Raw genomic sequence first — 10730 nt, 5'->3', positions numbered from 1 at the left:
TCCTTCGTCATGCCTGCTCACCGGCTGGGTTGCCCGCGCCACGACCCGAGAGGGCCTCGACGTGCGCGAGGAGGAAGTCGACCATGCCCAGACCGGGCCGCGCGACACCGAACAGTTCGGCGCGCGTCATCGTGCGCTCCGCCCACCCCCGATGCGGGCCGGCTTCGTTCATCTTGTTGCCGGCGCTGGAGGCCTGCACCCCACCACCGCTCGCATGCTTGGCGAGGATGTCGACGGCGTCGGCGTGCTCCTCGCTGGAGACGACGCTCAGCGCGTGCACGATGCCGACGTGCTGGGGGTGGATGATCGTCTTGCCCGTGAGCCCGTTCGCCCGATCCAGTGCGAGTTCGCGTACGAGGCCGTCGAGGTTCTCCTCGAGCAACTCCTCACGGATGTCGTCGTGCTCGAGCGCACGGAACGGGGTCTCGCGCAGCTGCGGTTTGAACAGGCGGCGCGAGTTGGCGAAGTACTCCCAGACGGGCCCGGAGATCGGAAAGCCGGTGCCGTCGGTGCGGCCGAACACGTTGACGATGTCGTACACCACGTCCGCGACGGGCCCGATGTTGTAGATCGTCAGCTCGCGCGGGCGACGCAGCCCGAGCGCGGCGCCCAGGTCGGTACCACCGATGCGCACGCAGGCGACGACGTCGCGATGGGGTGCGAGCAGCGTCGAGACAGCCGACAGCAGGCCGCCGCGCGTCTCCCGATGAAGCAGGCCGGGCGTCTCGACGACGGGCATCGCGAGCAGGCGATACCCCGCGAGCGCGCTCGCCTCCGCGAGAGCGTCGAAGTAGGCCGGCGCGTTCGCGCCTGTGAACTTCGGCATGACGAAACCCGCCAACACCGCTGAACTCCAGGTTGATTCGCCGCCTGGCCCCTCGTTCACGAGGGTGGCGAGGTCGCGCAACTGCTGCGGCGTGCGCACCCGGACGAAGATCAGCGGCAGCGCCGCGGCGACGTCGTCAGGCGTCGGAAACCGCGCCGCGAGCGCCGCGAGGTGCGTGACGATGTTGGCCTGCGCTGCCGGCACCTCGCTCTCGGAGATCGAATCCTCGAGGCACCACACGGTGCTGACGAGACCACGCGCGTAATGCGTGACGACGTCATCGGCGAGCTGCGGGCGCGTACCGGGCATGTAGAGGCTCGCCCCGAGACCCGAACCGACGTGCTGCGCGTCATCACGCGCCGAGAAAGAACGAGGCGGGCTCGCGAAGATGGCCTCGCGGGTCGATTCGTCGAGATGGGAATAGTGCTGCACCGCATGCCCTCCCTGATGTCGGTGTGCCTGCGCCCAAGTCTGCCCCGTCGACGCCCGTCATCCGCCAACGGGACGCCACGGCATGTGAGGATCGAGACATGACCCAGCTCACCAAGGGCGCCAACGTCGCCGTCCCCAGCGATGCCGTCAACATCGTCGTCACCTGGACGGCGGCACCCCAGGCGCCGACCGTCGACCTGTCCACCCTGCTCGTCACCGCCACCGGCAAGGTCCGTGACGACTCGGACTTCGTGTTCTACAACGCCCCGCAGCACGCGTCGGGCGCCGTGCGTCTCGGCCCCTCCTCGCCCGGATCCGCGTCTGTCGAAGCCCATCTCACGGGCGTCGAGGACGTCGTCGAACGCATCGTCGTCGTCCTCAGCGCTGACGGCGGCCCGTTCTCGCAGGTGCCCGGCCTCACCGTGCGCGTCGACGATGCGACGAGCGGCCAGGTCGTCGCCCAGTTCGGCGACATGGGCGCGACGAGCGAGACCGCCCTCGTCGCCGGCGAACTGTACCGACGCGCCGGCGCCTGGAAGTTCCGCGCCGTCGGCCAGGGCTGGGATTCCGGCCTCGCCGGCCTCGCCACCGACTTCGGCATCAGCGTCGACGACGCCCCCGAACAGCCCTCGTCGTCAACGGCGCCGGCTGCCGCCCCTGCGTCGGCTCCTGCCCCGGCACCGGCGGCACTCCGGCCTGCCGAGCCCTCGCCGGGCGAGCAGCCAGGCAGCGACACGAGCCGGCCGTACGCGGCGCCGGTGTCCCCGACGCCCGCGCCGCTACAGCCTCCACAGCAGCCGTCGGCACCGCAGCAGGCCCCCCTGCAGCCGCCCCACCAGCCCCAAGCTCCGCTTCGGGCCCCGCTTCCACAGCAGGCGCCGCTGCAGCCACCCCACCAGCCGCAGGCCCCGCAGTACGAACCCCTGCAGCCTCCACACCACCAGCAGGCTCCCCAGCAGCTGCCCTCGCCGCAGATGGCACCGCCTCCCCAGATGGCGCCTCCCCAGATGGCGCCGCCTCAGATGCCCCTGGCCGCGCCGGCCACTCAGGCCGCGCCGTCGGTCGTCAACCTCGACAAGGGCCATGTGAGCCTGCGCAAGGGTGATCGCGTCAGCCTGACGAAGACGGGCGCGCCGCCGATGAGTCGCGTGTTCATGGGTCTCGGGTGGGATCCGGCGAAGCGCGGACGCAACATCGACCTCGATGCGTCCGTCATCGCCTTCGACGCGAACGGGCGTGAGCTGGAGATCGTCTGGTTCATGCACAAGAAGGAGTTCGGCGGCGCGATCGTGCATCTCGGTGACAACCTCACCGGCAAGGGTGACGGTGACGACGAGGTCATCACGCTCGACCTGACGGCGATTCCGCCCACCGTCATGCACCTGGCGTTCACGATCAACAGCTACTCGGGGCAGAAGTTCACAGATGTGCGCAACGCCTACGCCCGCCTCGTCGATGCGCAGTCGGGTGCCGAACTCGTGCGGTTCTCGCTCAGCGAGTCGGATCGCGCGACGGGTGTCGTCATCGCAGCGCTGAGCCGCACTCCGCAGGGCACGTGGGACATGCGCGCCATCGGCCAGTTCGCCAACGGCCGCACCGTCAAGAAGCTCGTCAAGCCGGCCGTGCAGATGCTCGGGCTGTGACCACACACGTGTGAGGGGTGAGGGCCCGAAGGCCCTCACCCCTCACACGTCGCAGGAACTGCTCAGCCGACGTTGACGCCGAAGTCGCGCGCGATGCCCGCGAGACCGTCGGCGTAGCCCTGGCCGACGGCGCGGAACTTCCACTCGCCGTTGTTGCGGTAGACCTCGCCGAAGATCATCGCCGTCTCGGTCGAGGCATCTTCCGTCAGGTCATAGCGCGCGAGCTCGGCGCCGTCAGCACGGTTGACGACGCGGATGAACGCGTTCGCCACCTGCCCGAAGCTCTGCCCGCGCTGCGGCGCCTCGTAGATCGACACCGCGACGACGACGCGCTCGACGTTCTGCGAGAGCGTCGACAGGTCGACGTTGATCGACTCGTCGTCGCCCTCACCCTCACCGGTGAGGTTGTCACCGGTGTGCTCGACGGCGCCGTCAGGGCTGCGGAGGTTGTTGAAGAAGACGAAGTGCTGGTCGTCGATGACGCGGCCGTCAGCACCGAGCAGCAGCGCCGAGGCGTCGAGGTCGAAGTCGGCGCCGGTCGTGGTGCGCACGTCCCAGCCGAGGCCGACCGTGATGGCCTGCAGGGACGGGGCCATCTTCGTCAGGGAGACATTGCCACCCTTGGAGAGCGAAACACCCATGAGATTTCTCCTCGTTCGATGTGAGTCGTACGGATCGTGCGTCGAGATCGAGCCGGACGCGACGCGTCAGCCGACGTTGACGCCGAAGTCGCGCGCGATGCCCCCAAGGCCGTTCGAGTAGCCCTGGCCGACGGCGCGGAACTTCCACTCGTCGTTGTTGCGGTAGACCTCGCCGAAGATCATCGCCGTCTCGGTCGAGGCGTCCTCCGTCAGGTCGTAGCGCGCGAGCTCCGAGCCGCCAGCCGCGTTCATCACACGCATGAACGCGTTGCGCACCTGCCCGAAGGTCTGCTGGCGCGTCTCCGCATCGTAGATCGACACCGCGACGACGACCCGGTCAGCCTGCGGCGGCAGGCCCGACAGGCCGATCTTGATCTGCTCGTCGTCACCCTCGCCCTCACCGGTGAGGTTGTCACCGGTGTGCTGGACGGTGCCGTCCGGGCTCGCGAGGTTGCCGTAGAAGACGAAGAAACCGTCGTCGATGACCTTGCCCGACGCGTCGACGACGATCGCCGAACCGTCGAGGTCGAATTCCGTGCCCGTCGTCGTCCGCGCGTCCCATCCGAGACCCACGACGACGTCGGTGAGACCGGCGGGCCCGGCCTCCTTGGTGAGTGAGACGTTTCCGCCCTTGGCGAGGCTGACAGCCATGACTGCTCCTTGATCACCTGATGCTCCGGTGGCCGTGACCAGCGTGACGCAGGTCTCGGCCCTTGCTCGTGACACTACCAACGCACGAGACGCTGCGAAGGTTGCAGCAGTACGCTCTGTGCGAACACTCGAACGCACCGACGAAGCCAGGGAGGCAGTGACGATGGGCTTGTTCGATCGGCTGGGCGAGCGCGCAGCGTCTTCAGCAGCCCCAGCGGCCCCATCCGCCCCCGAGCCCGGCTCGGTGGAGGCGATCGCCGCCGGCAACGTCACGCTGCTGCAGTTCCTGCGCCGCGAATCCGGCCGGATCCCCAACCGCGCCTACGTCCTCGCGCGCACCATCGCCCAGCACCTCGACGACGTCGTCGCGGACCCGTCGGCTCACCTGCTCGACGTCGGCTCCCGCATCACCCTCGAACGCATGGCGACGACCCACCTGCCCGACACGATCAACGCCTACCTCGCAGCCCGCACCATGCCCGACGCCGACGAACTCCTCGTCGAACAGCTCGCGACGCTCGAGGTCGCCGCGTCCAAGGCCGCCGCGCGCTCCATCGAAGCGGCGCGCGACGCGTTCCTCATCCAGGGCAGCTTCCTCGAGGACAAGTACGGTTCGTTCCATGTCTGATCTCGTCCCCGGCGCCAACGTCTCACTGCGCGAGGTCCCCGGCCTGCGCCTGCTGCGCATCAGCCTCGAATGGGACGCCGGACGCGAGAACGTCCTCGACGAACGTCTCGGCGTCGCCGCGCTCCCCCTCGTCGACGAGAAACTGCCCGGACGCAGCCACGTCGTGTTCGGCAACCAACCCACCTCACCCGAGCAGTCGACCCGCCTCGGCGCCTCGAACGGCGTCGTCGAGATCGACCTCGACGCCGTCCCCGCCGACGTCGGGCGCGTCGCCGTCATCGTCTTCATCCACCCGCGCCCCGGCGCCGCGCGCCGCTCCCTGTCGCAGCTGCGCTCGCTGCGCGCCGTCGTCACCGACGCGGAGAAGGGCACACCCATCACCCGCTCCGTCGACCTCGCCAAGAGCGCCGGCAACGTCACCGCGCTCATCGCCGTCGAGGTGTACCGCCGCGGCAGTGAGTGGAAGGTCAAGGTCAACGGCCAGGGCTTCGACGGAGGACTCGACGCGGGCCTCGCGCAGTTCGGCCTGCCGGCATGAGTGACGGCTTCCTGCGTCCGCCCTCGGCGGGCGGCCCGGGCACGCCGGACGGCCCGACGCTCGCGCCGCCCGGGACCTCCGCGCCCCCATCGACCCCGGGCCCATCGACCCCGGGCCCGGCGTCCGCGGCGGGGCAGGCGCAGCCCGCCGCCTCGCCGAGCGCGTCCTCGCCGACGACGAGTGGCCCGCGTCCTTGGCTGTGGGTCCACACCGCGCGACCCAACCCTCTCGAGGCGCCGTCCGCGACGCCGGTGAGCACTGCGGCAACACCGGCCACGACGGGCGCCCCTGCCGTCAGCCCGCCGGCGGCGGGCCACCGTTCCACGTCGGCCGGCACCCCGCCCGGGCCTGCCAGCGCCTCCCGCACGCCGGCGTCGTTCCCGCCCGCGCGCGTGTGCCACGACGCACCTCGCGGCCTCGAGATGACAGGCGGGACCACGACGCAGCTCGACGGCGCGATCACCCTCGACCGTCTCGCCTCCGGTTACGGTGCCCTGACGATCTCGTGGTCGCACACCGGCGAGGGCCGCGATCTTCTCGCACTCGTCGACGGCTCCACCGTCGACCCGCGCGGCGACGAGTTCGTCATCGATCTGCTCCCCGGCCTCGATCGCGTGCTCATCTGCACGGGCACCGCGCGCGGCGTCGAGCTGCCCGAGTCGAGCATCATCGTGGCGAACGGTTCGACGCGCGTCGAGTGCCGCCTGCCCGCAGGCACGAGTTACGGCGTCTGGCCCCGCCTCAGCCTCGTCGGGGTCGACGAGTTCGTCGTCCTGCTCGACGAGCACGACCCCAGCTCCGGCGACCTCGGGCCCGTGGCCGCTGCCTACGGCCACGATGCGGCGACGTTCGTGCGCGCGGGACGCTGACGGCCACCCGTCCCCATCAGGACGAGTGGCCGCGCGCTGTTCGTGAGGGCTCAGCCGCCCAGGTGCTCAACCTGACCGCCGGCCGCCTCGATGCGCTTGTTGCGCACCAGAGAGCTGAGGTAGGCAGCGCCGATGAAGCCGACACCGATGAGCCCGGTGACGACCTCCGGCACCTCGTGCTTGATGCTGATGAGCAGGATCGCGGCCAGCGCTCCGATGGCCCACATCGCGCCGTGCTCGAGGTAGGCGTAATCGTCGAGCGTGCCCTGACGCACGAGGTACACCGTCAGCGACCGGATCCACATCGCCCCGACGCCGAGGCCGAGCGCGATGATGAAGATGTCCTGGCTGATGGCGAACGCGCCGATGACACCGTCGAACGAGAACGACGCGTCGAGCACCTCGAGGTACATGAACAGGAAGAACGCCGCCTTGCCCGCCGTGGTGCCGACACCCTTCGACGCGGGTGCCTGCGCCGCAGTGTCGCCGGCCTTCGTGGCGACGCTGCGCTCAGCGTCGTCATCGCCTGCCGCAGCGTCGTCGTCATCCTCGCCCTGGCTCTCGAACAGGTCACCGAGACCGCCGACGAGCAGGTACGTCATGAGGCCGAGGATGCCGGAGAACAGGACGGTGCCGGGCTCCTTCGCGAGCGTCTGCGACACGACGGCGAGCACGAGCAGCGCGACGACGACGGAGAGCTGATCGAGCTTGCCGATCTTGGCGAGGGGACGCTCGATGGGGCGCAGCCACTGCAGGTCGCGCTCCTCGAAGACGAAGTCGAGGAACAGCATGAGCAGGAACATGCCGCCGAACGCGGCGATGCTCGGGTGCGCATCGTGGAGCATGTGCGCGTATGTGCCGGGGGTCTCCTGGTCGCCGCCCTTGATGGCCAGGTCGATGGCCTCAATCGGCCCGACGTGACCCGTCAGGCACACGATGAGCAGGGGGAAGATCAGGCGCATGCCGAAGACGGCGATGAGGATGCCGACCGTCAGGAAGATCTTCTGCCAGAAGGCGTTCATCCGTTTGAGGATGGTCGCGTTGACGACGGCATTGTCGAAGCTCAGGGAGACCTCGAGCACGATGAGGATGGCGACGATGGCGAGGCCGGAGGGCCCACCGATCAGGAAGCCGCCGACCAGGCCGGCGATCGTGATGGCGGCGGACCATCCGAACGTCTTGAGGAGCATGAGGATCCGTTTCCGAAGGGGACGCGCCCGGCGACATCGGCACGGGCTGCGGGGTCATCGCTCAGCCTAGCCGCGCAGCGACGGGGAACGTCCGCGGCACGACGGAGCACCACCGTGTTTCACGTGAAACTTGGCGCCGCAGAGCCGGACGGGGAACGTTCCCCGGGCCTCAGCGCGTTGTCACCGGCGTGGACTAGGCTCGACGCAACCCAGATGTCTTGGCCGCGTGACCAAGGAGGAGCACGATGACGAACCCTGAACCCCAGCCCATGCTCGCCCCGCCGAAACCGGTCGACGTGGTCGAGCCCGAGAAGGCTGCGGCGATGGTGCCGATCGACGAGCAGCACAAGCAGCTCGCCGCCACGGAGGCGACGCAGACCGTCGCGAGGTTCGAGGAGATCGACCCCAACGACCCGGCGTTCCGCGCGCGGCTCAAGGAGATCACCAACATGGGCCGCGAGGAGTCCATGAAGGCTGCGCAGGTCAGCAACTCGATCCTGCAGCGCCCCTCTCTCGCCGGGAAGGACAGCGCCCAGAACAAGGTCGGCAACACCCTCGCCGAACTGCGTCAGACGGTCACCGACCTCGACCCGCACCGCGCCGACCTCAAGGGTGCGAAGAAGCTGCTCAAGTGGATGCCGGGCGGCGACAAGGTCGACCGCTACTTCATGAAGTACCAGTCGAGCCAGACCCACCTCAACGCCATCATCGCCGCGCTCGAATCGGGCCAGGACGACCTGCGCAAGGACAACGCCGGCATCCAGCTCGAGCAGACGCGCCTGTGGGAGTCGCTCATCCGCCTGCGCGACCTCGACGAGAAGATGACGCAGCTCGACGCCGCCATCGAGCAGCGCGTCGCCGAGCTCGGCGCCCGCGGTGAGACGGAGAAGGCCGACGCGATGAAATCGCAGGTGCTCTTCACCGTCCGCCAGCGCCGTCAGGACCTCGCGACGGAGATCGCCGTCGCCACGCAGGGCTACATGTCGCTCGGGCTCGTCCTGCAGAACAACGACCAGCTCATCACGGCCGTCGACCGTGCCAAGTCGACGACGGTCGCCGCGCTCTACACAGCCGTCATCGTCTCCGAGGCGCTGGCGCGTCAGAAGCTCGTGCTCGACCAGATCAACGCCCTGCGCTCGACCACGTCGAACATGATCGAGTCGACGTCGCAGCAGCTGCGTCAGCAGGGCGCCGAGATCAACGCGAAGTCGACCGAGTCGCTCGTCGAGGTGCAGAAGCTCGAGAACGCGTTCACCAACGTCTTCGCGACGATGGACGCGATCGACTCCTACCGCAGCGCCGCGACGGACTCGATGGCCGCGACCATCACGTCCCTGCAGACGCAGATCAAGCGTGCAGAGCCGTACATGGAGCGCGCCCGCAAGCAGCAGCTCGAGAGCAACGAGAACATGCGCGGCCAGCTGCCCGGCGGGCCCGCCTGAGCCTCGTGACGCACCGCTTCGCAGGAAGGATCTGACGTGGGGTGGTTCTCGCGCGACGACGCGCGCCAGCAGCAGCCCAGCGGGCCGACTCCGGGCACCGTCGAAGCCGTCGAGGCGGCGCTGCACCCGTACGTGCGGTGGCTGCGTTCCCTAGGCGCGCAGGTACCCGGGCGAGCGATGGTGCTGTGCCGTCTCATCGGCGACCACCTCGAGGACGTCGTCGCCGACCCGTCGGCGCGCCTGCTCGACGTGCAGACCCTCGTGACGCTGGAGCGCACCGCTAGCGCCCACGTGCCAGACACGATCAACGCCTACCTCGCGGCGCGCGGCGTCGCCGGGGCGCAGGACATGCTGATCCAGCAGCTCACGACGATCGAGCACGTCGCCTCGTCCGCGGCGCGCCGTTCGATCGACAACGCCCGCGACGCCCTGGAGATCCAGGGCGCGTTCTTGGAGGAGAAGTTCGGCCATGGCTGACGAATCCCGCGCGCCCGGCACCGGCGCCTCACTCGACGGCGTCCGCATCGTCTCGCTCGACGTGCGCTGGAACACCGGCGCGCAGACCGCGCTGGGCGACCGCATCGGCATCGCCGCGATGCCGCTCGTGCGCGACCGGGTCGAGAGCCGCGAGCACGTCGTGCACTCCAACCAGCCGGCCACCCCCGACGAGACGACGCGCCTCGGTATCTCCGACGGCGTTGTCGAGGTCGACCTCGCGGCAGCGCCCGCGGACGTCGAGCGCATCGTCGTCCTCGCGTTCGTTCAGCCGCGCGCCAACGCCCCGAAGCGCACCCTCGACGAGGTGAGCAGCCTCGACGTCAGCGTGCGTGACGACGCCACGGGTCGCGAGATCACGCGCTCGGGCAACCTCGCGTCAGCGGCGGGGCCTGTGTCGGCGCTCGTCGTCGCGGAGGTCGTGCGAGGGGATGCCGGGTGGCGTGTCGAGTTCACCGGCCGCGGCTACGACGCCGGCCTCGACGCCGCGATGCAGCAGGCCGGGAGCCGGCTGTGACGCTGCAGCCACCGCCCGGTTACGGCTCCGGGCAGGGGGATTCGTCGCCCACTCCATCGTCGGGGGGCGCTTTCTCACTTCCGGGAGGCGCCGAGGGCTACGCGCAGGATCAGCCAGACCGGGTGCAGCCCCCGACGCCGGCGCCGCTGCCTGCGGACGCACCGGAGGACGCGCCGTCCGAGCGCGGTGTGCCGGGTTCGCAGCTCGGCAACCCCGATGGTGCCTGGCTGCGCGTTCTCGCGCGGCAGACGAGCCCGTCGGTGACGGACATGGCCCCGTCCACGGGCGAGCAGGGCGTCGCGGTGGGGCAAGGCGGCGAAGCGCCCGCTCCGAGCGGGCGGGTCGAGGTCGTGCCGGCACGTCGACGCCCGTCTCCGCCGCCGCTGGGCGTCAGCGTCGTCGGGGGGCGCACGGTGAAGCTGCACCGCGTCGCCGCGCTCGACCGGCTTGCCTCGGGCGTCGGCTACCTGACGGTCGAATGGCTCGTGCGTCGGCGTGGTCTCGACCTGCTCGCGCTGCAGGACGGCTCGAGCGTCACCCCACGCGGCAACACGCTGACGATCGACATGACGCAGCCGATGAACCGCGTGCTCATCGCCACGGGGACCCAGGGCACCATGCCGCTGCCGCCGTCGGAGATGCGGGTGAGCAATGGTTCGACGCAGGTCATCGTCCCGATCGATGGGGGCACGAGCCTTGGCGTGTGGCCGCGCCTGACACTGACGCGCGTCGACGAGTTCGTCGTCATCCGCCACGAGCACGACCCGCTGTCCGGTGTGCTCGGGGCCGTCGCGTCGGCGTACGGCTACGACGAGCGCTCGTTCGCCATCACGCACACGCACCTGTTGGGCTGACGTC

At 69.8% G+C, this 10730-nt stretch carries 12 protein-coding genes; 8 read left to right on the top strand and 4 right to left on the bottom strand.

All coding sequences use genetic code 11. The features are described 5' to 3' along the window. Nucleotides 1-7 precede the first annotated feature (7 nt). Nucleotides 8-1258 carry an HpcH/HpaI aldolase/citrate lyase family protein gene (locus NQ706_RS08015; protein ID WP_038566198.1) on the bottom strand — a complete coding sequence of 417 codons (1251 nt, stop codon included), beginning with the start codon at nucleotides 1256-1258 and terminating at the stop codon, nucleotides 8-10. Between the two features lie 98 nt (nucleotides 1259-1356). On the opposite strand from NQ706_RS08015, the gene NQ706_RS08010 reads away from it, so the two are divergent. Further along, nucleotides 1357-2901, top strand: coding sequence for a TerD family protein (locus NQ706_RS08010; RefSeq protein ID WP_038566201.1), 1545 nt, complete (start codon nucleotides 1357-1359; stop codon nucleotides 2899-2901). Between the two features lie 62 nt (nucleotides 2902-2963). Here the strand turns inward: NQ706_RS08010 and NQ706_RS08005 are convergent, their stop codons facing one another. Further along, the gene (locus tag NQ706_RS08005) at nucleotides 2964-3542 is read right to left on the bottom strand and encodes a TerD family protein (RefSeq protein ID WP_038566204.1); all 579 of its coding nucleotides are present in this window, start codon (nucleotides 3540-3542) and stop codon (nucleotides 2964-2966) included. A 66-nt stretch (nucleotides 3543-3608) separates the two neighbouring features. After that, entirely contained in the window at nucleotides 3609-4193 is a 585-nt protein-coding gene (locus tag NQ706_RS08000; protein ID WP_038566207.1) for a TerD family protein, read from the bottom strand. Between the two features lie 244 nt (nucleotides 4194-4437). Here NQ706_RS08000 and NQ706_RS07995 point away from each other — a divergent pair, with 244 nt between their 5' ends. From NQ706_RS07995 to NQ706_RS07985, 3 genes are read left to right on the top strand one after another with little or no spacing between them, the layout of a single operon-like run. After that, nucleotides 4438-4821 (top strand): hypothetical protein, encoded by a 384-nt coding sequence (locus NQ706_RS07995; protein ID WP_038566210.1) that lies wholly within the window; start codon nucleotides 4438-4440, stop codon nucleotides 4819-4821. After that, the gene (locus NQ706_RS07990) at nucleotides 4814-5359 is read left to right on the top strand and encodes a TerD family protein (protein WP_006944616.1); all 546 of its coding nucleotides are present in this window, start codon (nucleotides 4814-4816) and stop codon (nucleotides 5357-5359) included. The genes NQ706_RS07995 and NQ706_RS07990 overlap by 8 nt, the downstream gene beginning before the upstream one ends. Next, complete coding sequence (locus tag NQ706_RS07985) at nucleotides 5356-6228, top strand: hypothetical protein (protein WP_150112678.1); 873 nt, start codon at nucleotides 5356-5358, stop codon at nucleotides 6226-6228. Before NQ706_RS07990 ends, NQ706_RS07985 begins: the two co-directional genes overlap by 4 nt. Before the next feature lie 50 nt (nucleotides 6229-6278). Here NQ706_RS07985 and NQ706_RS07980 read toward each other — a convergent pair whose 3' ends face one another. Then, nucleotides 6279-7418, bottom strand: a complete 1140-nt coding sequence (locus tag NQ706_RS07980; RefSeq protein ID WP_038566216.1) for a DUF475 domain-containing protein — start codon at nucleotides 7416-7418, stop codon at nucleotides 6279-6281. A gap of 245 nt (nucleotides 7419-7663) precedes the next feature. On the opposite strand from NQ706_RS07980, the gene NQ706_RS07975 reads away from it, so the two are divergent. From NQ706_RS07975 to NQ706_RS07960, 4 genes are all read left to right on the top strand, one after another. Then, nucleotides 7664-8860, top strand: a complete 1197-nt coding sequence (locus NQ706_RS07975; RefSeq protein WP_038566220.1) for a toxic anion resistance protein — start codon at nucleotides 7664-7666, stop codon at nucleotides 8858-8860. A 36-nt stretch (nucleotides 8861-8896) separates the two neighbouring features. Next, nucleotides 8897-9337 carry a hypothetical protein gene (locus NQ706_RS07970; RefSeq protein WP_006944815.1) on the top strand — a complete coding sequence of 147 codons (441 nt, stop codon included), beginning with the start codon at nucleotides 8897-8899 and terminating at the stop codon, nucleotides 9335-9337. Beyond that, entirely contained in the window at nucleotides 9330-9872 is a 543-nt protein-coding gene (locus NQ706_RS07965) for a TerD family protein (protein WP_038566223.1), read from the top strand. Before NQ706_RS07970 ends, NQ706_RS07965 begins: the two co-directional genes overlap by 8 nt. Before the next feature lie 122 nt (nucleotides 9873-9994). After that, nucleotides 9995-10726 carry a hypothetical protein gene (locus NQ706_RS07960; protein WP_038566226.1) on the top strand — a complete coding sequence of 244 codons (732 nt, stop codon included), beginning with the start codon at nucleotides 9995-9997 and terminating at the stop codon, nucleotides 10724-10726. The last annotated feature ends 4 nt before the right edge of the window (nucleotides 10727-10730 follow it).

Source organism: Dermacoccus sp. BD5 (assembly GCF_044878485.1).
In the GTDB taxonomy this organism is placed as follows: domain Bacteria; phylum Actinomycetota; class Actinomycetes; order Actinomycetales; family Dermatophilaceae; genus Dermacoccus; species Dermacoccus nishinomiyaensis.
The sequence above is the reverse complement of the archived record's forward strand: the minus strand, read 5'-3'. Positions and strand labels throughout refer to the sequence as shown.

Bases quoted from the DNA above. Each gene is read 5' to 3' on its own strand.
- NQ706_RS08010 (WP_038566201.1), top strand. From the start codon at position 1,357: ATGACCCAGCTCACCAAGGGCGCCAACGTCGCCGTCCCCAGCGATGCC.
- NQ706_RS08005 (WP_038566204.1), bottom strand. From the start codon at position 3,542: ATGGGTGTTTCGCTCTCCAAGGGTGGCAATGTCTCCCTGACGAAGATG.
- NQ706_RS08000 (WP_038566207.1), bottom strand. From the start codon at position 4,193: ATGGCTGTCAGCCTCGCCAAGGGCGGAAACGTCTCACTCACCAAGGAG.
- NQ706_RS07990 (WP_006944616.1), top strand. From the start codon at position 4,814: ATGTCTGATCTCGTCCCCGGCGCCAACGTCTCACTGCGCGAGGTCCCC.
- NQ706_RS07985 (WP_150112678.1), top strand. From the start codon at position 5,356: ATGAGTGACGGCTTCCTGCGTCCGCCCTCGGCGGGCGGCCCGGGCACG.
- NQ706_RS07980 (WP_038566216.1), bottom strand. From the start codon at position 7,418: ATGCTCCTCAAGACGTTCGGATGGTCCGCCGCCATCACGATCGCCGGC.
- NQ706_RS07975 (WP_038566220.1), top strand. From the start codon at position 7,664: ATGACGAACCCTGAACCCCAGCCCATGCTCGCCCCGCCGAAACCGGTC.
- NQ706_RS07965 (WP_038566223.1), top strand. From the start codon at position 9,330: ATGGCTGACGAATCCCGCGCGCCCGGCACCGGCGCCTCACTCGACGGC.